20 protein-coding genes and 1 other annotated feature are annotated in these 24,448 nt (G+C 46.9%); of the genes, 6 read left to right on the top strand and 14 right to left on the bottom strand.

Annotation, left to right across the window (positions count from 1 at the left end; genetic code table 11):
- Positions 1-142: 142 nt before the first annotated feature.
- Together rfbD and ACY2VW_RS06240 are read left to right on the top strand one after the other, a co-directional pair.
- A complete protein-coding gene (gene rfbD / locus ACY2VW_RS06245) occupies positions 143-988 on the top strand; it encodes a dTDP-4-dehydrorhamnose reductase (protein WP_117509864.1) in 846 nt (281 codons plus the stop codon).
- Positions 988-2,286: a dicarboxylate/amino acid:cation symporter gene (locus ACY2VW_RS06240; protein WP_118659406.1), complete on the top strand. Its 1,299-nt coding sequence runs from the start codon at positions 988-990 to the stop codon at positions 2,284-2,286. The genes rfbD and ACY2VW_RS06240 overlap by 1 nt, the downstream gene beginning before the upstream one ends.
- 150 nt (positions 2,287-2,436) lie before the next feature.
- On the opposite strand, the gene ACY2VW_RS06235 is transcribed toward ACY2VW_RS06240, so the two are convergent.
- The 4 genes from ACY2VW_RS06235 to ACY2VW_RS06220 form a co-directional block, all read right to left on the bottom strand.
- A complete protein-coding gene (locus ACY2VW_RS06235) occupies positions 2,437-2,940 on the bottom strand; it encodes an NUDIX hydrolase (RefSeq protein ID WP_117509862.1) in 504 nt (167 codons plus the stop codon).
- A gap of 74 nt (positions 2,941-3,014) precedes the next feature.
- Positions 3,015-4,718 (bottom strand): proline--tRNA ligase, encoded by a 1,704-nt coding sequence (locus ACY2VW_RS06230; RefSeq protein ID WP_117802373.1) that lies wholly within the window; start codon positions 4,716-4,718, stop codon positions 3,015-3,017.
- A 182-nt stretch (positions 4,719-4,900) separates the two neighbouring features.
- Positions 4,901-5,202, bottom strand: a binding site (T-box leader).
- A 79-nt stretch (positions 5,203-5,281) separates the two neighbouring features.
- Complete coding sequence (locus ACY2VW_RS06225; RefSeq protein WP_022461797.1) at positions 5,282-5,554, bottom strand: hypothetical protein; 273 nt, start codon at positions 5,552-5,554, stop codon at positions 5,282-5,284.
- 20 nt (positions 5,555-5,574) lie between these two features.
- Positions 5,575-6,405: an alpha/beta hydrolase gene (locus ACY2VW_RS06220; RefSeq protein WP_055219937.1), complete on the bottom strand. Its 831-nt coding sequence runs from the start codon at positions 6,403-6,405 to the stop codon at positions 5,575-5,577.
- 243 nt (positions 6,406-6,648) lie between these two features.
- Between ACY2VW_RS06220 and ACY2VW_RS06215 the strand changes: the two genes are divergently transcribed.
- The gene (locus ACY2VW_RS06215; protein WP_461877448.1) at positions 6,649-7,446 is read left to right on the top strand and encodes a Cof-type HAD-IIB family hydrolase; all 798 of its coding nucleotides are present in this window, start codon (positions 6,649-6,651) and stop codon (positions 7,444-7,446) included.
- Between the two features lie 112 nt (positions 7,447-7,558).
- Here ACY2VW_RS06215 and ACY2VW_RS06210 read toward each other — a convergent pair whose 3' ends face one another.
- Both ACY2VW_RS06210 and ACY2VW_RS06205 read right to left on the bottom strand, forming a co-directional pair.
- A complete protein-coding gene (locus ACY2VW_RS06210; RefSeq protein WP_461877446.1) occupies positions 7,559-8,908 on the bottom strand; it encodes an MATE family efflux transporter in 1,350 nt (449 codons plus the stop codon).
- A 379-nt stretch (positions 8,909-9,287) separates the two neighbouring features.
- Positions 9,288-10,328 carry a YeiH family protein gene (locus tag ACY2VW_RS06205; RefSeq protein ID WP_461877445.1) on the bottom strand — a complete coding sequence of 347 codons (1,041 nt, stop codon included), beginning with the start codon at positions 10,326-10,328 and terminating at the stop codon, positions 9,288-9,290.
- A gap of 137 nt (positions 10,329-10,465) precedes the next feature.
- On the opposite strand from ACY2VW_RS06205, the gene ACY2VW_RS06200 reads away from it, so the two are divergent.
- Entirely contained in the window at positions 10,466-11,314 is an 849-nt protein-coding gene (locus ACY2VW_RS06200) for a LysR substrate-binding domain-containing protein (RefSeq protein WP_461877443.1), read from the top strand.
- A 76-nt stretch (positions 11,315-11,390) separates the two neighbouring features.
- Here ACY2VW_RS06200 and ACY2VW_RS06195 read toward each other — a convergent pair whose 3' ends face one another.
- The 6 genes from ACY2VW_RS06195 to ACY2VW_RS06170 form a co-directional block, all read right to left on the bottom strand.
- On the bottom strand, positions 11,391-11,873 hold the full coding sequence (locus tag ACY2VW_RS06195) for a hypothetical protein (RefSeq protein WP_461877442.1): 483 nt from the start codon (positions 11,871-11,873) through the stop codon (positions 11,391-11,393).
- Between the two features lie 141 nt (positions 11,874-12,014).
- A complete protein-coding gene (locus tag ACY2VW_RS06190; RefSeq protein ID WP_117814136.1) occupies positions 12,015-12,572 on the bottom strand; it encodes a hypothetical protein in 558 nt (185 codons plus the stop codon).
- A 35-nt stretch (positions 12,573-12,607) separates the two neighbouring features.
- Positions 12,608-13,333: an N-acetylmuramoyl-L-alanine amidase gene (locus tag ACY2VW_RS06185; RefSeq protein WP_461877440.1), complete on the bottom strand. Its 726-nt coding sequence runs from the start codon at positions 13,331-13,333 to the stop codon at positions 12,608-12,610.
- A complete protein-coding gene (locus tag ACY2VW_RS06180) occupies positions 13,330-13,749 on the bottom strand; it encodes a phage holin family protein (RefSeq protein WP_461877438.1) in 420 nt (139 codons plus the stop codon). The genes ACY2VW_RS06185 and ACY2VW_RS06180 overlap by 4 nt, the downstream gene beginning before the upstream one ends.
- A 96-nt stretch (positions 13,750-13,845) precedes the next feature.
- A complete protein-coding gene (locus ACY2VW_RS06175) occupies positions 13,846-14,385 on the bottom strand; it encodes a hypothetical protein (protein ID WP_461877437.1) in 540 nt (179 codons plus the stop codon).
- 74 nt (positions 14,386-14,459) lie between these two features.
- Positions 14,460-21,404, bottom strand: a complete 6,945-nt coding sequence (locus ACY2VW_RS06170) for a DNRLRE domain-containing protein (protein ID WP_461877435.1) — start codon at positions 21,402-21,404, stop codon at positions 14,460-14,462.
- A 247-nt stretch (positions 21,405-21,651) separates the two neighbouring features.
- Between ACY2VW_RS06170 and ACY2VW_RS06165 the strand changes: the two genes are divergently transcribed.
- Positions 21,652-22,068 carry a helix-turn-helix domain-containing protein gene (locus ACY2VW_RS06165; protein ID WP_461873744.1) on the top strand — a complete coding sequence of 139 codons (417 nt, stop codon included), beginning with the start codon at positions 21,652-21,654 and terminating at the stop codon, positions 22,066-22,068.
- 5 nt (positions 22,069-22,073) lie between these two features.
- Entirely contained in the window at positions 22,074-22,517 is a 444-nt protein-coding gene (locus ACY2VW_RS06160) for an ImmA/IrrE family metallo-endopeptidase (protein ID WP_461873745.1), read from the top strand.
- Positions 22,518-22,595: 78 nt separating this feature from the next.
- Here ACY2VW_RS06160 and ACY2VW_RS06155 read toward each other — a convergent pair whose 3' ends face one another.
- Together ACY2VW_RS06155 and ACY2VW_RS06150 are read right to left on the bottom strand one after the other, a co-directional pair.
- A complete protein-coding gene (locus tag ACY2VW_RS06155) occupies positions 22,596-24,149 on the bottom strand; it encodes a DUF3794 and LysM peptidoglycan-binding domain-containing protein (protein WP_461877433.1) in 1,554 nt (517 codons plus the stop codon).
- A gap of 15 nt (positions 24,150-24,164) precedes the next feature.
- Positions 24,165-24,448: protease complex subunit PrcB family protein (locus tag ACY2VW_RS06150; protein ID WP_461877431.1), on the bottom strand; the 284-nt coding region annotated here is incomplete at its 5' end.

Raw genomic sequence — 24,448 nt, 5'->3', positions numbered from 1 at the left:
GCAGACATATACAGAAATGATACCACTTTTTTCCGGTTCTGCACAGAGACTTTCCATAATTTATTGACTTCTGTAAAGTCCACAGGTAAAATAAATACAATTACAGTTTTTCTGTATATAAATCAAGGACAGGAGAGAACCTATGAAAAAAATATGGATTACAGGTGCCGAAGGCCACATCGGTACTGCCCTTCTGGAACTGCTGGAGGGTGTGGAATATCAGCTTCTTCCAACGGATATTCACGAGGTTGATATTACCAAAATCGATGAAGTCACACAGTTTGTTTATGTCAACCGTCCCGACGTTATCATCAACTGCGCCGGTATGACCGACGTTGCCGAGTGTGAAAAAAACATCGACGAAGCCTATCGTGTCAATGCCATCGGTGTGCGCAACGTAGCGCTTGCCGCCAATGATATCGACGCAAAGGTTATTCAGATCTCAACGGATGACGTTTTCGACAAGGAATCCCGCATCCCGTACAACGAGTTTGATACCGTGCATCCGCGTACGATCTACGGAAAATCAAAAGAGGCCGGAGAGAAAATCCTGACACAGCTTTTGAACCGCTTTGTCATCATCCGAAGCTCCTGGATTTACGGGATCGGCCGCGATTTTGTGGACGAAGTACTCCGCAATGCGGCAAAGGGCGGCACGATGGAGGTTCCAAACAACCAGTATGCGGCTCCGACCAGTGCTTTTGAGCTTGCGCGCGTGATCTGCCACTTTATCGACAGCGAGGAGTATGGTCTGTACCACGTTGTCTGCCCCGGAAGCTGCAGCCGCTATGAGTTTGCAAGAACCATCCTCGAGTATACCGGAAAAACCGGTGACCTTGATCTCTACCCGGTTGTCGCACGCGATGATGTCCGCCCGACCTATTCTGTTCTGGACAACATGATGCTCCGCCTGACCGGTATTCCTGAGCCGCTCGACTGGAAAACGGCACTGAAAGAATATCTCGAAGAAACCGGAGGAATCGAATAATGGTCCGAAACAGAAAAGAAACAACGGAAAAGTCAAAAAAGAAGCTCGGGCTTTCCACCCAGATTTTTATTGCCCTGCTGGCCGGTGCGCTGCTCGGCGTGGTGATTCACTATTGGATCCCGTCCAGCTATATCAAGGACACCGTCATCGTAGAAGGTGTGCTGTATGTCATCGGACAGGGCTTTATCCGCCTGATGCAGATGCTTGTCGTACCGCTTGTCTTCTGCTCCCTCGTCTGCGGAAGTATGTCCATCGGAGACAGCAAAACCCTCGGAAAGGTCGGCGTAAAAACGATCGGCTTTTACCTTGTTACCACAGCACTTGCCGTCTGCATCGCACTTGGAACCGCCCTGCTCATTCACCCGGGGCTCGGACTTAACATGAGTGCGGTTCAGAAAGCCGACCTGTCCTCGACAGCAGCAGATTCCAGCGTCAGCCTGGTGGATACACTGCTCAACATCATCCCGAAGAACCCGATTGGTTCCATGGCAAACGGCGATATGCTTCCCATCATCGTATTCGCCCTGTTTGTCGGCGTAATGCTGGCAAAGCTCGGAAACCGCGCTTCGGTCGTTTCCAACTTTATCAGCCAGTTTAACGATGTCATGATGGAAATGACCATGACGGTCATGAAGGTGGCCCCGGTCGGCGTTTTCTGTCTGATTGCACGTACCTTTGCAACGGTCGGCTTTTCTGCGTTCGCACCGATGCTGAAATACATGGGAAATGTAACACTGGCGCTGGCACTGCAGTGCTTCATCATTTATCAGGTTCTTCTGTTCGTATTCACACGGCTGAATCCGATTAAATTCGTAAAAAAATTCCTTCCGGTTATGGGATTTGCATTTTCCACCGCAACCTCCAACGCGACAATCCCGATGTCGATTGATACGCTGAACAAAAAGATGGGTGTCTCGAAACAGATCTCTTCATTCACCATTCCGCTCGGCGCAACCATCAACATGGATGGTACCTCCATTATGCAGGGTGTCGCTGTCATCTTCATCGCAGAGGCGTACGGTATTCATCTGACCCCGGCAAACCTCGCAACGGTTGTTGTTACCGCAACACTGGCTTCCATCGGTACCGCCGGTATCCCAAGCGTCGGACTTGTTACCCTGGCTATGGTACTGAATTCCGTCGGACTGCCAACGGAGGGTATCGCTCTTATCATGGGTATCGACCGTATTCTCGATATGCTGCGCACCGCAGTCAACATCACAGGCGATGCTGTCTGCACAACGATTGTCAGCCATCAGGAAAAGGCGCTCAACCGCGAAGTATTCAATCGCAATTAACCGCAATGAACTGCTTACGCGCTTACGAAAAGCCCTTTTCAGGCATGCCTACGGCAAGAAAGAATCCTGTAAATTACAAAAACGCGTTCCCGTTTTCGGAAACCCCTGTGGTTTCCGGCGGGAACGCGTTTTTCTTATCTTATTTTTCTGTTACAGTTCAAATGCCTGGCAGATGCTGTCGTAATGCAGGAATTTGCCTTCTGCGGCGTATCCTTTGATTTCGTCCAGCGTAGCAAAACGGTAGCCGTCCGTTTCTTCCTCCTGAAGGTGAAGATCCTCGTCTTTGACATCCATCACGAAGCGATAGACATCGACAAAGTAGTTGTCTCCCTCATCCGGGTTGATACGCCGGTAAGTGAAGAGGTAGCCGCCGTCTGCCTTGCTCACATCGAGTCCGGTTTCCTCTCTGACCTCACGGCGCACGGCCTCCAACGAGCTCTCTCCTGCCTGTGCCGCGCCGCCGGAAACCTCCCACCAGCCCGGTGCCCAGGCTTTCGTCATGACACGTTTTGTGATAAGGAAGGTTCCGTCCGGTCTTGCGATTACGCCGAGCACCGTCAGGTGAAACTCGTCCGGCTTCATATGCCAGTCATTCCGCTTCATCGTGCGGCCGGTCGGCTGTTTGTTTTCATCATAGATATCCCAGAGTTCCATATCGTGTTTTCTCCTGTCGAACTTCTTCCGAACCCCATCGCGATTTTTCTTCCCTTTCGCATGGTTCTGAATCATTACAGATACTGTTTAATCTCTTCCATCACATTTTCCAGCGGAATCTGTGTTTTCAGAGTCTTATCGCGGGATGCAACCTCGACAACGCCCTGTTTCATATTTTTCGGGCTTACGATGATGCGAAGCGGAATACCGAGCAGGTCGGCATCGGCAAACATTACGCCGGCTCTGACGCTTCTGTCGTCGTAGATCACTTCGATGCCTGCGTTCTGCAGATCCTCGTACAGCTTGTCCGCGTATGCTCTTACTTCCTCGTCATCGACGCGGACCGCACAGAGGTGTACCTGCCACGGAGCGATAGCTTTCGGCCAGATCGGGCCGTACTCATCGTGATGTGCCTCGCAGACCGATGCTGCCAGACGGCCGACACCGATACCGTAGCATCCCATGATCGGGGTCTTGCTCTCGCCGTTTGCATCGACATAGGTCATATTCATGGATTTTGTATATTTGGTTCCAAGCTGGAAAATGTTTCCGACCTCGATACCTCTGGAGATCTTTACGGTCTTTTTGCCGCATTTCGGGCAGATGCCGCCCTCCTGGATTTTTGCAAAATCGTGATACTCGGCATTCGGAACGTCGCGCTCCATGTCGAGTCCTTTGTAATGATGCTCTGCCTCGTTGGCTCCGCAGGAAAGGTTGTTTCTTCCCTCGAGGGATTTATCATAGAGAACAACGGCATCTCCGTTCACCTTCAGGTCCACAGGTCCGATATAGCCTGCGTTCAGTCCGCATTCTTCGGTGATCACGGCTGCGTGAACCTGCTCGCCGAGGAAGTTGACCAGCTTCGTCTCGTTGACTTCGAGATCACCGCGGATGAAAAGGACAACGTATTTATCATCAACATTCTGCTGATAAACAACGGCTTTGCAGGAGTTCTTTGTCTCGTCTCCGAAGAAATTGCAGACGTCTTCAATGGTGTGGACGTTCGGTGTATAAACCTTTTCGAGTGCAGCGGATTCTGCGTCTCTTGCGATGTCGGAAATGTTCTCAGCTGCTTCCATGTTGGCTCTGTAATCGCAGGAATCACACAGAACGATGGAATCCTCTCCGACCGGAGTCAGAAGCATGAACTCGTGGGAGATATTTCCGCCCATCATACCGGAATCGGATTTGACAGATACCACCTCCGGCACGCCGACACGCTCGAAGATGCGCTCGTATGCTGCGTGGCATTTCTCGTAATACTGCTCCAGATCTTCCTGGCTGGTATGGAAGGAGTAAGCATCCTTCATCGTAAACTCACGCACACGGATCAGTCCGGCTCTCGGACGGGCCTCATCACGGAATTTTGTCTGGATCTGATAGATCATAAACGGATATTTGGTGTAGCTCTGTGCATACTCGCGTACAAGGTGTACGGCTGCCTCCTCGTGGGTCATGCCGAGTACCATTTTGGCATTGTTGCGGTCGGTGAAACGCAGCAGTTCATCGCCGATGCTATCGTAACGGCCGGACTCATCCCACAGAGAAGCCGGCATGACAACCGGGAACTGCACTTCCTGGCCGTCGATTTTGTCCATTTCCTCGCGCAGGATCTGCTCGATTTTGCGCACAATGCGGCGCAGCGGCAGATAGGAAGAATAGATTCCGTTTGCCATATATTTGATGTATCCGCCTTTTACCATAATAGCATGGCTGTCGATGACACAGTCAGCAGGTCTTTCTTTGAAGCGCTCTCCTACTAATTTTTCAAGTTTCATTTTCTGATTTCCTCCTTATTCTTTGGGTTTTCAACATCTGAAGTCTTCCAGACGCGAGAACATTCCAGCCTGTCCGATTTTAAGCTTTTAGTCAACATTTTACGCATCTAACTCATCACTGAAGTAACGAGAATGCGATGCTTCATTTTCAAACAGAAAAAAGCCCTAAACCGCAAGCTGCAGTTTAGGGCGAATTTTTTTATCCGCGGTACCACCTAAATTCAGGAAAACTCCTGCACTCTGACACAGAGCATTTGACCCCACGATTTTTGTATTTTGTAATACGCGTGATCTCTGCTCTCTGTACCTTCTCTGTAACGGGAGATCCCGGTGCAGCCTACGAAATAAATTTTCCCTGATGGATTTTCTTCTCTTCGGTGCACAGCTCCAAGACCGGTTCACGATAGATTCTGCAAAAAGCTTTCACCTGCCGCTTTCTCTCTGAATGCGCTCTGTCGCTACTGTTTCTTTTCGTCGCTTTTTCACTGCACTGATTGTAGCAGAAACCGGAAAAGAATGCAAGCCCGTTCCTTCTGCTTTTTCTGCATAAACGCCCGCCCAGGTTACAGGCCTTCCCGGTACATTCTGCTGATTGCCGCCTGGGCTTCCTCAGACTGTTTTTTCTCAATCCATGCTTTGCGGTCACTCAGGATAGCCAGCATCTCATCGACAACGTCCTCGGCGCGCGGGCTTGTGACGCGGTAGAGATAGCCGAGCATCCGCGTGGCGGTAAAATCGGTGTTCATCTGGCGGTATGCAATTTCCCGGCAGAAGTCGTCCGGGTAACCGTTGTGTTTTAACGCACGGTACAATTCGTCATTTCTCGTTTCTGGCATTGCCTGTCTCCCTTTTTCCTTTAAACATTTACGTTTCCGCTGTTCAGACCTTCCGTCTTTTCCTCAAGTGGCAGCCAGTCCAGTGCCTTTTTGATCCACTCATCCCAGAAATCCCATTCATGGCCACCCTTGCTCTCATAGTAGACAATGTCCATGCCGCTCTCTTCCATCCGTTTATGGTAGAGACGGTTTACTTCCAGAAGTCCGTCCTCTGTTCCGCACGCCTGGAATACGGTCGGCACATTGACAGACGGATCTTTTTTCCGTGCTTCCTTTAACTGCTCGATAAGAACAGCCGGGTTTTTGTCACTCTTTGCTGCTTCGACCAGATTTCCGAAATAACCTTCTTCATGTGCAAAGCTGTCCGCTCTGCTCTCTTCCGGATTTTCCAGCACATGAAGTGCACCGGACAGGCAGATCACAGCCCCGAAGGTATCGTGATATTTCAGGCCATTTCTGAGTGCGCCAAAACCACCCATGGAAAGGCCTCCGATAAAGGTGTCTTCTCTTTTTCTGGACAGCGGAAACATTTTTCTTGTAATCTCAACCAGTTCTTCTCCGATAAACTGTCCGTGCATGGCACCGATGGACGGCTGATCCACATAAAACGCATTCTCGCCGGCCGGCATGACAACGGCAAGGTTTTTCTCCTCTGCCCATCTTTGGATTCTGGTTCCATGAACCCAGTCTGTCTCATTTCCAAAAATGCCGTGAAGCAAATACAGCGTTTTAAACGGTTTTTCCTCGCGCTCCGGCTGCCCAAAGGTAAATTTGTCGACCGGCAGAATAACCTGCAGCGGTACGGTGCGCATTAAAGTTTTTGACATGAAGCTTACCTGAATAAATGCCATAATAAAAATCCCCCTGTGGATATATATTTTTCTTTATTTTACGCCTTATTTCTGCGTTTCGTCAACGTGGAGTTTTGCGTTCCTCCGGTTCCGGCTTGCACCCCGAAGCAATTCACGATATAATCATGTTTATAGCAAGACCAGAAAATAATGCAAAAAATTCAGCACTGCCTTTTTTGCGTTATTTTCTGGTCTTGCTATAGTTTGAATTTTTTCTGTGACAAGATAAGGAGATTTTCTATTATGATAAAGTTGATTGCAACCGATGTCGATGGAACGCTCGTCAAAGACGGCACACTTCTGATCGACCCGGAATATATGACTGTTGTTTCCAGGCTTGTCGACCAGGGCATCCATTTTGTTGTCTGTTCCGGCCGCCAGTTTTCCAGTGAGCAGAAGCTTTTCGCTCCGATCAAGGACCGCCTGCTCTACATCTCCGATGGCGGAACTGTCGTGCGCACACCGGAAAAGATTTTGAAAACATATCCGATGGAAACGGCACTCTGGAAATCCATGTGCCGCATGGTACACGACGAACTCCCGTCCTGCGACTGCTTCGCCGCTACCCCGGACTACTGTCTCGCCGAAGATGCCGGAAGCCGCATGTTTCACTGGCTCCGCGACTCCTACGGCTTCGATGTCCGCGAAGTGCCGGATCTGTCGAAGGTAGAAAACGAGGACATTATCAAATTCACAATCTACCATCCAACCTCCTGTGAAGAGCTTTGCTCCCCAAATTTCATCCCGGCGTGGAAGCATCAGGCAAAACTCGCTGTCGCCGGTAAGGAATGGTTGGACTGCAACGCCCGCGGTGTCAGCAAGTGGACCGGTCTCTCGTTCCTGATGAGCTACTTTGGCCTTACCCCGGACGAAGTCTGCTGCTTCGGCGACAACCTGAACGATATCGAGATGCTTCAGAACGCCGGCGAAAGCTACGCCGTCTCCAACGCCCGAGCGGAAGTCATCGCCTCGGCAAAACACACCTGCCCGCCGTACTGGGAGAACGGGGTGCTGCAGGTTCTGAAAACGTTTTTGAAGTAAACGACAAACCCGTGCGATAGCAAATTCAACAGCGATCGCCGCTCCGGGAATCAGCTTCCTCCAGATGTATCGTTTTTTCTTTCTCTCTCCCCAAAACATTCCGTATTTTTCATCACATCTGATGCTGCCACTTCCCGCTTCGATAGCGAATGACAAAGAAAATGGCACGAACAACCCAGTCCATCGTCATGGCGACCCATACACCGAATACGCCGAATCCCATACGCACACCGAGCACATAGCTCATGCCGATTCGACAGATCCACATGGAAAGAATCGAGAGAATCATGCAAAATGCCACATCATTGGACGCGCGGAGTACATTCGGCAGGGTGAAGGCAATTGGCCAGATTACCATACAGCAGATACCATGGTAAACGATGATATCTTCCGTCATGGCTGTTGCCTCCGCAGACAGACTGTAAACGTGAAGCACTGCCGGAAGCGCCGCGATGACACCGAGACAGCAGACGATCATCAGGCCATAAATGATGATGTGCAGCTTTTTCGCATAGTATTTTACCTGCTCATAGTCTCCCGCTCCCGCGCACTGTGCGCTTACGGTCAGCACTGCATTTCCGATCGCCATACCGGGCAGTGTCTGGAAGACAGCAATCGTGTTGGACACGGCATTTGCCGCGATCGACGCTGTTCCGAACTGTGTGATCATACTTAAGACCATAATTTTGCCGAGCTGGAACATACTGTTCTCGAGGCCGTTCGGAATGCCGATGCCAAGGATTTTTTTCAGCATATGGAAATCCGGTTTTAATTTCACCGGATAAGAGCACCGCACCGGATACCGCTTATTATGTACGAGAACAAATGCTGCCACAGCCGCATACATACGCGAAAGCAGCGTCGGAATCGCAACGCCGTCCACGCCGAATTTGAGCGCATAGACCAGAAACGCATTTCCCGAAATATTGATCAGGTTCATAACGATGGATATTTTCATCGGCGTTTTCGAATCACCCTGCGCGCGGAAAATGGCCGCACAGCCGTTGTAAACCGCCAGAAACGGAATGGAAGCCGCTACGATCATCAGATAAATATTGCAGTTTCTTTCTACCTCTGCCGTAATGTTTCCAAACACAACATGCAGAATAAACGGCTTTAAAAGATAGACCGCCGCCATGATCACAACTGACAGCGCCGTTGTCACCAGCAGAAGCTGGTCAGCTGCCTCACATGCTTTCTGTGGCCGCTTCTTTCCGATATACTGGCCGCACACGACGGCTCCGCCGGTTGCAATCGCGGTAAACATGTTGATCAGCAGAATAAAGATTGTATCAATCAGCGACACACTCGACACCGCCGCCTCGCCGACACTTGATACCATAATTGAGTCCGCCATGCCGACTGCGATGGCAAGAAGCTGTTCAATCAGAAGCGGCACAATCAGCCGTTTCAGATCCGCATTGGAGAACAGGTCACCATCCCGTTCCTTCAGATAATTCATCTTTGGTTCCCTCCATTTTCATACCTTCTCCGTTGATGAGTTTTCACGCATGCGTATTACGCTCATGCTGTTTTTATCTTACCTGCATTTTTACGTAAAAGCAAGAAGAACCGGCATCATTTCTTTACCGGTTCTCCATTGATTGTCTGTACCAAGACTTCACAACCAGAATCATTGCTTCCACAATTATTCTACATCTGTTCCGTACACCCATCCGGTATCTCTTCCAGGCGTGCTATTATCTCCATCTTGTCTATAACCGCAAGGGAATCTGTAATCCCTCGCATAAGCAGTAATATGTAAGAGATTCAATTATCCCGCAACTTCAAAAAATCCAGGCATCTTATACAGATGTCTGGATTTTTAATCCTCTGTTCCTTTATAGTACCCCATGCGGCGCAATGCCGATAGCAAATTCAACAGCGATCGCCACAATGACTACCAGCAGCGAAATGATGAATCCGTGCAGCATCGGCTTTGCACCGGAGCGGCAGAGGGATTTGAAATCGGTGTTCAGGCCGATGGCCGCAAGAGCGGCTACCATTAGGAATTTGCTGATCGTTTTTAATACGGCTGCTGCGCCTGCCGGGATGAGGCCTGATGAGGTCAGGGCGGACATGGCGAGGAAGCCTAAGATGAACCACGGGAAGATGGATTTGATGCTCACCTTTACGGCGGTTCCTTCTTCTGCCTGTGCTTTTCGTTTCAGATGCACGTTGATGGCAGCGAATGCAAGGACGGCTGGGATGATGGCGAGGGTTCGCGTCAGTTTTACCATCGTCGCGAAATCACCGGCTGCCTCGCTGAATGCGTAGCCGGTGGCAACAACGCTTGAAGTATCGTTGACTGCGGTTCCTGCCCAGAGACCGAAAGCGGCATCTGACAGGCCCATCCAGCGGCCGAGGATCGGGAAAACGACGATCATGATCGTGTCAAATAAAAACGTTGCGGACAGGCCATAGGCGATATCCATATCGGTCGCCTCGATGACCGGCGCGATCGCTGCAATCGCAGAACCGCCGCAGATACCGGTACCGGCATTGATCAGGCTGCTTGTTTTCCAGTTCAGGCCGAGCGCTTTTCCGATCAGAGCGCCGAGACCGAAGCACGTTGCCAGGGTAAAGACCATAACCGTGAGGGAAAATCTTCCGACTGTCAGCACCGTGCGGATATTCAGGCTCGCGCCGAGCAGAATAATCGCAAATTTCAGGATCTTTTTCGATGTAAATTTAATTCCCGGCGCTGTCACGCTGTTCGGTTTGTAGAAGGCATTTACAATCATACCGATAAACATCGCGATGACCGAAGCTCCGATAAAGTGCAGACCGGCGCTCTCTTCCAGGCTTTCCAGGAATTTCGCCGCAGCTGCAATCACCAGTGCCATCACCGCTCCGGGAATCAGTTTCTTTCCGTTTTTCACAATACGTTTCCTCCAGTTTTCTTTTTCATTTTCTCTCTTTGCCCGTTTATTTTAATATGCTTTCATGATAAAATAAACGCATAAGCAAGAATGTATTCATTCCATTTTGTTATTGAGAATTTTACAAAGGAGTTTTTATGGATCAGAAACTGGAAACTTTTTTAACCCTCTGCAAGACCATGCACTACGGCCGCGCCGCGGAACTGCTCCATCTCTCGCAGCCGGCCGTCAGCAAGCACATTCAGGCACTCGAGGCGCAGTACGGTGTCCGTCTCTTTACGTATCAGGCGCGGCGGCTGCAGAAGACACGCGAGGGCGACCTTCTCGAGCAGTATGCATTCTCCCTGCGCTACAATGAGGAAACGCTTCTTTCGCGTCTTCACGAAACTTCAAAGACCCTGCTCCGCATCGGTGCAACAAAATCCATCGGCGATTATATTCTGCTGCCGGAAATCCGCCGCTTTCTCGCCAAACCAGATCAGCAGCTTCACTTTCTCGTTGACAACACGGCGCATCTTCTTGCCAAGCTGGAAGACGGCGAACTCGATTTTGTTGTTCTGGAAGGACTTTTTGACAAGCAGCGCTATGACTTTTTCCTGCTCCGCGAGGAACCGTATCTCGGCATCTGCGCCGCCATCCATCCCTTCGCCGGAAAACAGATTCCCATCCCGGATCTCTTCTCCGAACGCCTGATTCTCCGCGAAGAAGGCTCCGGCACCCGGAAAATCCTCGAACGCGAACTCACCCAGTCCGGCTACCACGTCAGCGCCTTCTCCGACTGCGCCTGCATCAGTTCCTTTAAACTGTTAAAAGAACTCGTCCGCGAAAACTGCGGCATCAGCTTCGTCTACGAAGCCGTCGTCAAAGACGACCCCCGCTTCGGCCGCTTCTTCTGCCCCCCGCTCACCGGGGCGCACGAACTGAATGTCGTCTACCTCAAAAATACGGACGCGGGACGCTGGGCGCATCAGTTTCTGGAAAGGTGACAGAAAAAAAAAAAAAAAAAAACGGAGAACCGGCATCATCACTTTATGGTTCTCCGTTTACTGTTTGCCCTCTTCCTTATTTTCTCTCTGTAAATTGAATTCCATAATCTTCCAGAACAGGAACAATATCTTCACTTTTCATAAACAATCCGTCAGCCCAATAATAACCATCTTCCAACGTTACTATAACAATCGTAAACGGATGAAAATAATCCATGTTATGCTCGTCTATACCTGGATATAAAGAAAAACAAATTTCATGCCATGTATCTTTTTTAAACTGAACGATTCGTTTTACTTCAAATTCATCCCACGAAATTGTTTTTGAATATTTTCCAAAATGAAGAACACACTTTTCACGATAAAAATATACTCTTCGAAGATTATAGAATATCACGGTTAATCCGAGACATATCACCCCATAGAGAAAACATAGGTAAATGACTGCTTCATGCTTTTCAGGTTTTAGTTCAACAAACAAATATACTAATGTCACATAAAGCCCAAAGCACTCCATACATGCAATTATTTTGGATGGCAGAAAACTTTTTATTTTCATTTCTCGTTATTCACCTTCTCTTACTTTACTTTTTTTAACTCAATCTGGTATTTTTCAATTACTTCTGAAAGTTCATCCCTTCGTATGGCAAGTTCTCTCCTTGTCAATCCATTTACAAAAAACAACGGAGAACCGGCATCATCATCTCTTTACCGGTTCTCCGTTCACTGTCTGTACCAGGACTTTGTCAAATCTTGCGTATTTTTTTACTTCTTTCATCAACGCATCGAGGTCTTTCACAATCTGCTCCCGCTTTCCTGTCGGTCCTATGAAATATTCCCTGCCTCCCATTTCCAGCGGATTTCCTGTCGTTCTTGTCCGTACACCGAATGTAAGTCTTCTGCTACCCCTCCGGTAATAAATCGTATAGGTACGCGGTACATAATTAAACAGAGAGCTTTCTATTTCAGAAACCTTATAAAATTCGCCGCTTTCTTTCGCCGCCGCGTACCGCCGGTCCTTCAGGCAGTCCATTTCAGCTACGGAAATAAAGCAGACCAGATAGTCCAGAAACGAAAACACAACCAGAATCAGTGCTTCCACGATTCGTCCCGTCTTTGTTTTATCCAGAATGTGAACATACGTATCCCCGTAAAATACCGCAAAGAAAAGAATAATACTCAAAATAATCTTGATCCACGGCCAGAGACGGGATTTAATTTTCCGGTTTACTTTAAAAACATTAATCCAGTCAAGCAACTGTTTTTCCTCCAGATCCGTCATACTATCTGCATTTATTCTACACTCTTTCCTCCGTAAAAACAATATGCTTTATGGCAATTGATCCATCCCGCTCCCGACAGCAGTCTGCCCCAGCTTTTGTTTCTGATTTCTGTGATCGTATAGCTTCCCTGGTCTTTGATGACTCCCACCACTGGGTATTCTACTCCGGGGCCTGTGCGGATGTTTAGTGCCGGGTCCGTTACACGGTAAATGCCGGGATTGTATTCACTTTTTCCACCGCCGTTTTCCGTTTCTCGAAGCAGACGCTGGAACCGCTCCCAGTCTCCCCGCTTCTGAATCTGGGACGGGCAGTTTTTGCTACAGATGTCGTAATGCCGGTAAACTGCATCTGCCGGAATCCCTGTCTCGTTCATCAGGTCTTTCACCAGTTCCACTGTATGTAAAAATGCGGTTTCGTAATCATATCCTTTCTGCACGCACATCTCAACTGCGATGCTGTTCCGGTTTCCATATCTGCCGAACAGATTTTTACTTCCATAATTTCTCCCGATATGCCAGCATCCTCTGCTGTGCGGCGCAGCCTGATAAGCAATTTCTCCGTCATCTACGTAATAATGCGCCGACATATCCTGAAAATTTCCCTGGTACTGCGCTCTTGCATGTGCGCGGGCATCGGCTCCGGCGGCAAAGTTGTCTGTATTATGTACCACAATACACTGCGGATGATTTTCCGGCCAGGTATTCTGGTTACTGCAATAGCTTCTGTCAATCCTCATTTGCTCTGCTCCTCCTTTCTCAGCACATCAATCCTCGACCGCAGAATCTCAGGAATTTTCACTCCCATCAGTCCTGCATTTTCCAGGATCGAAACTGCTTCATTTAAAATAAATCCAATGCAGACGGCATCCCGCAGGTAATTGGTCTGTGTGAGCTGATCCAGTTTTTCCGCGATCAGCACAAAGAACAGCATCATACCTTTTCTGCAAAGTCCTTTCCATCCCGCACGGCTCTCCAATGTTCCGTTTTCAGATTTCGGGCTCTTTTTAAAAACGATAGGAAGCAGAACGCCTCCTGTGATCCAGTCAATTGCCATGAAGCAGACCAGCGTTTCCAGCGCCGCATCCCAGCCTCCAAACTGTGCCGTAAGAAAGCTGCCTGCTGCGGCAATGATCGTGCAATAAATTGATTTCATTGGCATTTCCTTCTTTCTTTTTCCAAATTTACGTATAAAAAGGGAAGTGGCTGGTAATTCGTGGGATCTTACGGCCACTTCCACTCTTCTCATACTTTATTTACTTTCCGTATACTTGACACCGTATGAAGTAAGGAGGTCACAAAATTCGTCGGCACTGAGCGGGATAATATTTGCACTCATTGTTTCTGTTTTATCACAGATTACAAAACTGGTGAAGGGATGATACACAGCCAAAAGCAAATTAGGATCTCTTTTTTTTGATAGATTAACAGAAAAACGACTATTATAAGGGAAGTTCAAAAAAACTTCTCGTTTTGACATCTGAAAAAGAAAATGATTATTACGTTTTTGTATATCAATGAACTCTTCCCATCTTACGCTTTTTCCATAGCCCCAAAATAAAATCTTCATTCCCCATTCATAAATGTAAATACTGGTTAAAGCATTTATAATTCCATTTGCTGCACCAAAAGTATAAATCATAAACCAAAATATCATAAACGCTTTATCTTGCATGTTATAGGAACTAATTTGGCCTTTTCCCTCTTCCCAAAAATTCAGCATAAGGTATCCGCACCCCATAAATACCAATATATTAAAATATTTATTAAATTTACGATATCCTATCTTCATATTTCACCTACTAATTTAACTTTTACCTTTGCACGAAGATACTTTATCTCGTGCAAAGGCATCTTAAAACTTTTCTATCTGAGTGCTGGAAGTCCTATATTTTGCATTTTTCGGGAAATCGCAGGCTTATTACTCTGCCATCTTTTTTGTTTTCCTCCAGATTTTTTTGTATTAGAGTTGCTATTTTTAGCTGAGGATCCACTCTTTTTTCTCTGATTATTAGGTTTTCCACACACACCATCTAATACACCGCTTTTTCCATGTTCCAAAATTGGTGTTTCAAAAAATTTTGAAAAGGCTGACAGTACCATCTCCTCTGTTTGATTTTTCACATGAGCATTATAAGTTTCTGGGGTTAATATTGCCACAATCCTATCATAAATTCCTGCTGCAATAGCTCTTTTAATATCCTTTGTTTCATGATACTCTAAATAGACACTTCCCATAACGCCTACCATCGTCGACAGCATTGGATCTTCAAAAGCTCCATCAATTCCACCTGAAATTGCCGCTACACACAATCCTTCTTTTGTCACCTCATCACCGCTAAGTTCACATTGAATCCAATATACAACTGCTCCTACTACTCCAAATACAAAAAATCTTCCATATGGTGTTTCAAGCAGTTTTTCAATCGCCCCTACTACCTGCGCCAAACTGCCTTCCTCATCTACCGCATTCACCGGATTGTTGCAGCAATATACATAAAGATTCTTTCCATTCATGCTGAACATTTTCTCTATTACAACATCGAAGTTGTCTGCGCAAAGGAATCTGCACAGTTCCGGATCATAATAACGGCTGGCGGTGACATAGAGTTTGGTATCGTCATCATAGCAGTAAGCACGATAACGGAATGGGTTGAGTTTTCCGATATTTTCTCCGCTGGTATCGGTCAGACCAGTCTGCTTTCCCCATGCATCGTAAGAATAGTTTACTACCTGTTTTCCATCGCTGTCAATCAGTCCGATGACATCATTCTGGCTGTTGTACAAGTAATAATACTCTTTTTCTCCTTTTTTCAGCATCATCGGGGATTTATCCGCGCCATAAACAAACTGAACCAGTACATCTCCATACTTCGTTCCCATCAGTTTGTTTCCGCACCAGTAGTTCTTATGACTTATACCATTCAGGTCTTTCCACTGGATTCGGTGTCCTTCACTATCGTAATGGTAAACTGCTTTCTTTCCGTTTAAGGTCAGACTATGCAGCAGGCTTCCTCTGTACCAGGTCAGTGTTTTTCCCTGATAAGCTGTGATATTTCCGACTGCATCATAAGAAATACTGCTGCCATTGTAGGAAATAAGCTGATCTTTCCATCCTGAAGTGCGGTAGGTAAACAGATCTGTCTTTACCGCATTGCCCAGTGTTCCCGTTGTATAGGAATACTCTTTTCTGGACGTCATATTCATTCCGGCATCGTAGGTATACGTAATACTCTTATTTTCCCATGCAGAATCCACACGAGTCAGTTCACTCAGTGCATTATACGTATATTTTACTTTCTGAACACCATTTTCGGAAATCGTAACAATATTTCCTACTGCGTCGTAAGTAAATGACAGTTTCTTTCCGTTGTTGTTGATTTCTTTAAGAAGTAAAGTTGTAATTCCCGCTTTTCTTCCCGGTACAAAAGTATAGTCAACTGGATACGTTTTATCTTTCAGATGAATAGTTTTTCTGGTAACGCGGCATAACGTATCAAAGGTATACGAAATTTTGACTGCATCATTTACCTTGATCTGATAAATCACATCCGGTGCCTGTGCTTTTCCAATCTCTCCAAATACGCATGATGTTGAAATTTTGCTGTCATCAATCTGATGTACCATGCCTGTGCGTCTGTTCTTGTTGTCATACTGAATACGCGCCGTTTCTCCATCTGTTGTGCGGTATCCTGCCATTCTCTGGATCATGTCATAGTCAAAGAAAATCTTTCTGTCGTTTTCCAGATCCTCATGGTAAAATACATTTCCATAGTCGTCATAGACATTTCGGAAGACTGTCGTTCCATTCCACTTCTGCTCCACGATCTGTTCGTACTTATCATAGCTGTTTTTCAGCACTTCTCCTGTCGCATACTTTACTTCGCTGAGCGGGCCATCCGACGGAAGGTAATCGTATTCTTCCAGTGCATTTCCGCCTGCCAGAATTCTGGTCTGGTTTCCGAGGAAATCATATTCATAGGTATATTCGAATCCATTGTGGGCAATCGTTTTTAACCGGTCACCTTCATCATACGTATAACCCAGTTTTACCGTATTTGTTCCATCAGAAGCCGTTGCACCGGTCAGAAGGTCATTCTTGGTATCATACGTATACGTTACCTTATTCCCTTTTGCATCGGTAACTCCCGTCAACAGACGTTCTTTGCTGTCGTATTCGTTTGTTGTTACAAATCCTCTGGCATCTGTCAGTGTTTTTACATTTCGGCCGGTTGCCGTGTAGGTATACTGAGCCGTCATGCGTTCGCTGCATGCCTCTAAAATGAATTTCTGCGCATCGGTCGCCGCCGTTGTCTGCTGAACTCCTTTGATCCATGCATTTTCATTGTAGGAATTACTTGGCATTGTAAGATAGAAGTTTCCCTGTTTGATACAGTAGTTCTTTCCATTTGCCGCAAAAGTAAATTTCTGTTTGCTGTCCGAAGCATCTTTTTCCTGCAGCGTGAGTGTTCCATTTGAAGCCATAGAAAGTGCTTTTCCTTCTGCATTTGCCGGTTCCAGGAAAAATGCACCTTTTCCATCTGTATTCAACAGGAACATCTGAGATTCGCTGCCCCAATAGCGGTCCTGTACAATTCTGGAACCTGCTTCTGTACCATTTACCCGCATATACTGACCGCTGTGGCGCAGACGCATCATATAAACTTTTCCGGATACCGGTGTGTCACTCTTTCCTTCATACTCTGCCGGTTCCAAATACCACTGCTGATTTACATTCACTTCCGACTGATCCCAAATCTGCAGCTGTACAGAATTATCCATCTTTCCGTTCAGAAGATCAATTGCTCTCTGATCTTTGGAAAGCTTACTTGTAATCAAGTACACACCACCTCCTACTGGTTTCATTCGGAATTTCTGTGAATCTTTGTTCGCATACACATTTAATACTGTCTTTGATCCATTCGCATCCGTTCCGATATCCAGCACACGGGTTCCTGTTCCGTTAAATGCTTTCAGAATCACATAGCCTTCTCCTGCATCCTCCAGTTTCCATTTCTGTGCATTTGTCCCCTTAAATTCATACTGCTGAACTACTGTTCCATCTGCATCGACTGCGCCGTTGACATCCAGATATTTTCCGGATTTTCGCTGACGGATAAAATAGCTTTTTCCTGCCATTACCGCCGTGCTCACCCGGTCATGATGAATTACTACGTTCTGTGGATTTCCTTTGGTATCATATGTATAACGGTACTGAACTCCTTCGGAGTTTCTTGCCGCCGTCATATTTTTATTTCCATCATACTCATACTCAAATGAAGAACCTGTTACTTTGATCAGTTTTGAAAGCAGGTCAGTTTTGTTGCAGGTAAATGCATTCTGCTCCGCTGCTGTCTTGGCACTGACAATATTTCCATTTGTATCATATACATAGCTTTCTGCATCGTCACGGATCAGCTGTAAGCCGGTAAAGAATGCATCGTTCTGCTGCTTCTGGTATTCGAGATAGATCTGAATGGATTCGTAGGTCTTATTCGTAGTGGAGCCATCTTTTCTTGTCAGGATCACGCCATTGACAAACTGCCACTCTGTTACATACGGGTTGCAGTTCACAATTGTCTCTGTCGTTGTTTTGTCGGTAAACTGAACCACTGCACGAACACGGAAGGTTCTTCCCGGAATGGCATCTGCTTTTACACTGCATCCGAAGACAAATACATCGCCTTCTTTTCCGCTCACATTTACCGTCTGCATCAGACTCTTGTCTTTGGACAGGTTTCCGCGGAGTCTTGCACATTTTCCCTTGACAGAATCTGTCACAATCTGGTCTGTGCTTTCTCCCTGGCTTAATTTCCAGCCATTTTCTCCGGTTGTATTAAATGCCTCTTCAAAAAACGCATTCCGCAGCATATTGAATTTATTTGCCGCTGCCGATTTTTCTAGCTGGAAGCAGGAAAAATAAGCCCATCCCTGCATATTATCCAAGAAAAACGCAGTAGTTACCTCCGCCTGAGATGCAATCGTAATAGTTGCCGATACACGAGTCCATTCATCCGAATCTGTATCTTTCACCTCTTTTACCAGATCCATTTTCTCTGTATTTCCAGAAGAAAGTAAAATTCCGGCGCCGCATTCAGAACGCTTTTTCTCCGGATCTGGTACGCATTTTTCAACCTTAACATAACAAGAAAAAGTATACGTTCCTTTCTCTAAAACCTGCTTCTTTGAAAATCCATTTCTTCCGTTTACTGTATTCTTACTTATGATACAGCATTTTTTAACTGGAAATCCGTCTGGAATATCTAAGTCAGCGATCGTATTTTCACTTCCGGTTTTAATCTTATCCCACTGTACAAAATATGGTTCTGGCTCCATCCGATTCATCACAACCTTCTGCAGTGTACCTGTTTTGCTCAGCTTGTTATTCTTTCTTCCTTCTCGCAGGAACTGATAACTGTTTGCAGCACCGTCTTCATCCGACACATCCGCCGGGCAGCCGAAATTGTCAAAATGGTAGGTAAACTTTCGGTTATCACCTGTCAGACTGATTTCTCCATCCAATCCCTGTGTTTCAAACACCGTGGTATTTCCATTTCGATAGGAAATCTTCATTCTCTGACCGTTCTGCGGTCCTGTGTGTTCAAAAACTTCTGATACTCGTTTTACACCACAGTCGTCCTGGTATTTATATGAAATCTGTCGTCCATCATTATTCTGCACGCTTACCAGAATATCTCCATCGTAGAAGAATTCCGTATTTTTATTGTCCGGATAACTGATTCTGGTCAGATGTCCTGCACTGTCATAGGTAAAATAAATGCTTCTTCCATTCGCATTCAGATTGCCCAGATTATTATTTTTTCCATATCCGAAATCCATTCTTGCACCGGTCGGATCAATCAGATATGCCAGATAGTTTCCTGCTGTGGACGGGCCATACTGCGCTTTCTGCAGATTTCCATTGGAATCCTTGATACTCCGCATGTATTTGTCCTGACCAAACGCATATTCCCAGCCGTTTTTGTCCTTCATGATGTAATAGGAATCTCCGTTGGAGGAGCTTGTCTGCGTCAGCTCATATCCAAGGCCATCTTCATCCTTTAATTTATTTCCATCCGCTGTGTCTTTATAAAAGTAATGTCGGGTTCCGTCTCCATCTGTGTAGACATACGGGAAGTTTGCGTTTCCTGTGGCTTCCATTTCCTGGATGAAGTTCATTCTCCAGCCTTTTCCCATACGGTTGTTTTTACTCCGTTCTGACAGATTATACACATGACGGATATGAATCGGCAGCAGTCCACCGCTGGTTGACGCATCTTCATGCACCCATACAAGGTTTCCATTGAAGTCATTAACATAGCCATGGCCTGCGCGTCCGGCATCCTGCTCATGGTAGCTGTAATAGTCCTCGAGTCCTGTTGTACTACGGTAATAAAAGATTCCTTGCGGGAAATACTCGGAAGTAATTCCATAAGAGTTATTGGATGGATAATCAGAAGAAATGAAAACGGCTTCCTGATATGGTGTCTCATTCTGTGCCGTGATAACAATTCCATGATTTACCCCTGTGTTGTACCACTCACGCACCAGTTTTGTCACGTTGAATCCGCACGGTGTAACGGTAATTGTGTTTCCGGACTGTACCTGCTTTACACTGCAGTAATCCAGTACATTCGACTGATATGCCGGTTGATTGTTCCATGTGGTTGAACCCGGATTCCATCCTCCCGTTACTTTATGGGCAGTAATGAAAAACGGCTGGTTGCTATCCGAAGAATACCGGTACTGCCATACATAGATTTTTGCATCGTAGATGACTGCTCCGGGCTCCATGGCAGGCAGACTGGTGAATTTCAGGAAAGAACGGCATTTTCCATATTCCCGGTTATGGCCTACGGTAAAAGAACCATAAGAAGCTACCACCGCGCTGTCCGGACTTTTTTCTCTGACAAATGTATCGTCAATTGCCTTATTTGTTTTCGAGGTTTCTGCCGATGGATCAATCACAACCGGATATACTCGGTTTTCGTCCTGAAGCCATTTCTGATCCGGTACGACGCTTAAAATACTGCAATGCTGTTCCGCATCGGTTTCCAGTTCATAGTGTACCTGTTCCGAATAATTTCCGGCTGCATCGTACATGCACGGTGGGGCAAAATAGTAAAAAACTTCTTCTGTTTCTTCATCAATCAGGTCAATTCCTCCGTCTTCCCGAATGACAATCATCATCCCCGGAAACTGCAGGGAAAACGAATATTCAAGAGCTGTTGCTTCTACCGATTTTAAGATCAGGTTTTCTTTTACCTGTTCTCCGATAATTTTGTATTCGAGATCTACATCCTCTGCAATCTCGGCATAATGTCCTGTAGCCACAAGACCCGGAACACTCATTTTCTCCTGATTTTCCTGCTCCACGCTTTTTTCTTCTGTTTTCTGCACTGCGGCTCTGTTCTGCATTCCTTCTTCTGTCGGATAGAGATTTTCCGGCTGAAATACAGCTTCACGCTTCTGTGCCTGTACTGCCGCCTGGCTTCGGATGTTCTGTTTTTTCTGCTTTTCTGCCAGAAATCCCCAGCTCAGTTTTCTTCCCGTTTTTTCAATAGTAACCATTTCAATTGTATTACTGCTTTCTGCAAAATGTACTTTTACCCGGGAGGCATGGTTCTGATAACCACTTTCTGTTTTTTCCAGTCTGTTGTCGATTTCCTTCCACGCTTCCCCTTCTTTATAATGAACCGGGTATCCGTAAATGACGGCTGCACCGCCATGATTTTCTGTTCGGAAGGTTTTGGTAAAACGGTCTCGTTTCTGTAAAATTTCCGCAATTACGCGATCTGTTTTATGACTCATTTTAATTTCTCCTTTTTCTTCATCCTGTATCGTTTCTGGTTTCGTGAATGCTTTATCTGCGCGCTTCTGATAAAGTTCTAAATTTAGATAATCACCTATTGACTTTTCTCTATGAAAACTCTAATATAGAAATATAATCTTATTCATTTTAGGCTTTTCTCTAAATTTGATCTTATTATATAGGGTATCATCTATTTTGTCAATACATTTTTTAGGCTTTTATCTATTTTTTTATTGGAGGTATGTTATGAACTGCGTAGAACGTGTAAAGCAAATCTGTAAAGAGAGGAAAATTCCAATATCGAAGCTGGAAAAAGACCTTGGATTTTCCAACGGTTATGTCGGTCAGCTAAAAAAAGGCTCCTTCCCTGCTGAGCGTCTTTCCAAAATTGCCGACTATCTGAGTCTTTCCCCGCAATATCTGATGTACGGAGAGGAATCTGCACCAGATCCGGTACTGACTTCTCGTGATGAACGGGATATCGAAAAAATTCTCGCCCGTACCAAAGAACAGCTTCTTTCTCAGGAGGGGCTGATGTTTGACGGCGATCCCGCTTCCCCGGAAGCCATCGATTCCATTCTTTCGGCAATGCAGATCGGTATGGAACTCGCTAAAAAGAAGAACAAAGAAAAATACACACCGAAAAAATATAAAAAGGACTGATGTCTATGGACATAAAAAAAAGAGCGAATCAGATCGCTCACCGATTCCAGTCACGGAATCCTTTCGAAATTGTCCGTGGACTGAATGTGATTCTCGTGGATGCTCCTTTAAGCGGAGTCCGTGGTTTTTATCAGTATTTTCAGAGAAACCATATCATCTATCTCGATGAAACTCTTTCCGAGCAGGAGCGCACGCTGGTTCTGGCACACGAACTTGGGCATTTGTTTCTCCACAAAAAGGCAAATGCCATCTTTATGGATACCAGAACTCATTTAAAAACGGCAGAATATGAAACCGAAGCTGATACCTTTGCCATTGAACTGCTCCTGCCTGATGACACGTTCTCAGAATATCTTTCTGCTGATTATACCGCAGAGCAGATATCACGAATTACGGGCTATGCGCAAAGGCTGATTGATTTAAAGGCTTCTCATATCAAAATTTCGTAATTTCGTTAACTCGCAAAAAGACAGCTTCCTGCCTGATGAATCGGCTCCATTCTTAAGGCAGGAGGCTGTCTTTTCCTACTATACCCGCTCTACTAAAAGCTGCTGCATCGGCGTAAGATTTTCGGTTTTAAGGTCGTTCAGTTCCCGAATTTTTTCCGTTGTCGTATAGAATTTCTTCGCGATATTCCACAGTGTATCCCCCGGCTTGACGAAGTAGCAGGTGATTCCCGGTAGGCTCTGGAGTTCTTCTGGGTCGCGGTCTTTTTCTTCGACGTACTGCATTACCATTTCTTTTCTGCGACGGAAGACGAGGGCATTCAGGTTCAGTACGACTTTGGCTTCGATGTCGCTGCTGTCCGGCATGGTTGTGGAGAGCTGGTCGATGGAGGACTGGAGTTCGTAGCGGCAGTCCGGTCCGATTCCCGGGACTTCGATGGTGTGGCGGAAGGGGATGGCGGTTTCGGCGGCATAGAATGGCATTTCATCGTCGCTCACGACATAGAGCGCCCCAAGTTCCACCACGCCGGTTACTTCGATGCCGTTTTCTACGATTCTTTCCTCGTCGATCTTAATTTTGCCGTCGCTGTGGCAGATCTGCAGAATTTTGTTTTTCGGCACGCGCATCTGCAGTTTGTCGGTCAGGCGGCATTTGGAGGAGTTGCGGATCAGAAGGCTCTCCAAAGTCTCCTCCTGCACTTTTGGAATGCATTCTCGGTGCGGATGGTAGACATCCTGCAGCAAAGATACTGTCTCCTCCTGATACAGACAGATATCAAGTTCGAGCACGGCCTCTGCCTGCAGGACCCGCTCCTCGCCGTCGGAATCGGGCTGGATTTCGAGTGTGGTCTGGCCGAGTGTGCTTTCGATCCGCGGGATCATCTCGGAGGTGCATCCCTGGCATTCCACTTCTGCCTGGAACGGGAGCGCCTGCTCCACCCACTGCAGCGGGTGATCCTCCTCGCCGTCGCTGTACAGACAGAAGACAAAGAGTTCTCCCTGCGCACTGACCCGCCCCTCCTCAGAGCGGAGATCGAGGCCGCGCACTTCCAGATCCTGCCAGAGGATCTCATGCAGCTCCGGCTTGCCGGATGGAATCGTAAGCTCCTTTTTGACGCGCAGCACATCCTTTTTCTGCACTGCAAGCTCAACCACACGGTATTCCTGCCTTTTTACCGCAACATCGCTCTCCCCGCGGATTTCCATCGGCACGGCGAGGTCGCACAGTTCCTCGATCCACGCGTGCAGCGTGACGATCGCGCGCACGCCCAGCTTCCGCGAGTTGATGAGATGCAGGTTCAGATCCTCCACTTCCCAGGTAATGCAGACCTTGTCGCCGCCGGTCAGCCCATCGAGGTGGATCGTCTCGTCAATCGGAAGCTCTCCGGAAAGCTGGCAGATCCGGCGCCGTTCGCCGTCGGAGACGTACAGCAGATGAAAGGTGAGGCCGCCGAATACACGCGCTTTTCCTTCCGAAATCTGCACATCCCCGATCGTCACCTCGCCTTTTTTCTGAATCATCCGCCCCACATCGGGCCGTGCGTCCGGCACGTTGTAGTCCTCATCAAACGTAATCTGTGATACGGCTTCGCTTTTTCTGCAGATCTGATGCAGAATCTTTTTTACAAAATCCATAAGGCTCCTCCCACTCTAATCCTCAAATACGACTGAGATTCCCGCCGCTGCTTTCGTTTTCAGCACGACGTAAGGGCAGGAGGCGGCGCCTTTCTGCTCCTCCTTTGCGGCAGGTCCGACGAGTTTTGTCCGCACGAAAACGGCATTCTCCGATTTCGATACTTCTTCGATCTGTATGGAAAAGCCTCCGCTTTTCTGCTTTCCGTAGCCGCGCAGTATGTAGAGATCGTCCCCGCTCTCGTACGCCATCTGGAACGCGGATTCTTTTTTCTCCCGCAGAATCTGATCAATTTCCGGCG

Source organism: Fusicatenibacter sp., assembly GCF_977045365.1.
This window is presented reverse-complemented; position numbering and strand designations above follow the sequence as displayed.

Bases quoted from the DNA above. Each gene is read 5' to 3' on its own strand.
- rfbD (WP_117509864.1), top strand. From the start codon at position 143: ATGAAAAAAATATGGATTACAGGTGCCGAAGGCCACATCGGTACTGCC.
- ACY2VW_RS06180 (WP_461877438.1), bottom strand. From the start codon at position 13,749: ATGAAATCAATTTATTGCACGATCATTGCCGCAGCAGGCAGCTTTCTT.
- ACY2VW_RS06185 (WP_461877440.1), bottom strand. From the start codon at position 13,333: ATGAGGATTGACAGAAGCTATTGCAGTAACCAGAATACCTGGCCGGAA.
- ACY2VW_RS06170 (WP_461877435.1), bottom strand. From the start codon at position 21,404: ATGAGTCATAAAACAGATCGCGTAATTGCGGAAATTTTACAGAAACGA.
- ACY2VW_RS06220 (WP_055219937.1), bottom strand. From the start codon at position 6,405: ATGGCATTTATTCAGGTAAGCTTCATGTCAAAAACTTTAATGCGCACC.
- ACY2VW_RS06235 (WP_117509862.1), bottom strand. From the start codon at position 2,940: ATGGAACTCTGGGATATCTATGATGAAAACAAACAGCCGACCGGCCGC.
- ACY2VW_RS06215 (WP_461877448.1), top strand. From the start codon at position 6,649: ATGATAAAGTTGATTGCAACCGATGTCGATGGAACGCTCGTCAAAGAC.
- ACY2VW_RS06225 (WP_022461797.1), bottom strand. From the start codon at position 5,554: ATGCCAGAAACGAGAAATGACGAATTGTACCGTGCGTTAAAACACAAC.
- ACY2VW_RS06155 (WP_461877433.1), bottom strand. From the start codon at position 24,149: ATGGATTTTGTAAAAAAGATTCTGCATCAGATCTGCAGAAAAAGCGAA.
- ACY2VW_RS06175 (WP_461877437.1), bottom strand. From the start codon at position 14,385: ATGAAGATAGGATATCGTAAATTTAATAAATATTTTAATATATTGGTA.
- ACY2VW_RS06200 (WP_461877443.1), top strand. From the start codon at position 10,466: ATGGATCAGAAACTGGAAACTTTTTTAACCCTCTGCAAGACCATGCAC.
- ACY2VW_RS06165 (WP_461873744.1), top strand. From the start codon at position 21,652: ATGAACTGCGTAGAACGTGTAAAGCAAATCTGTAAAGAGAGGAAAATT.
- ACY2VW_RS06240 (WP_118659406.1), top strand. From the start codon at position 988: ATGGTCCGAAACAGAAAAGAAACAACGGAAAAGTCAAAAAAGAAGCTC.
- ACY2VW_RS06160 (WP_461873745.1), top strand. From the start codon at position 22,074: ATGGACATAAAAAAAAGAGCGAATCAGATCGCTCACCGATTCCAGTCA.
- ACY2VW_RS06230 (WP_117802373.1), bottom strand. From the start codon at position 4,718: ATGAAACTTGAAAAATTAGTAGGAGAGCGCTTCAAAGAAAGACCTGCT.
- ACY2VW_RS06210 (WP_461877446.1), bottom strand. From the start codon at position 8,908: ATGAATTATCTGAAGGAACGGGATGGTGACCTGTTCTCCAATGCGGAT.
- ACY2VW_RS06195 (WP_461877442.1), bottom strand. From the start codon at position 11,873: ATGAAAATAAAAAGTTTTCTGCCATCCAAAATAATTGCATGTATGGAG.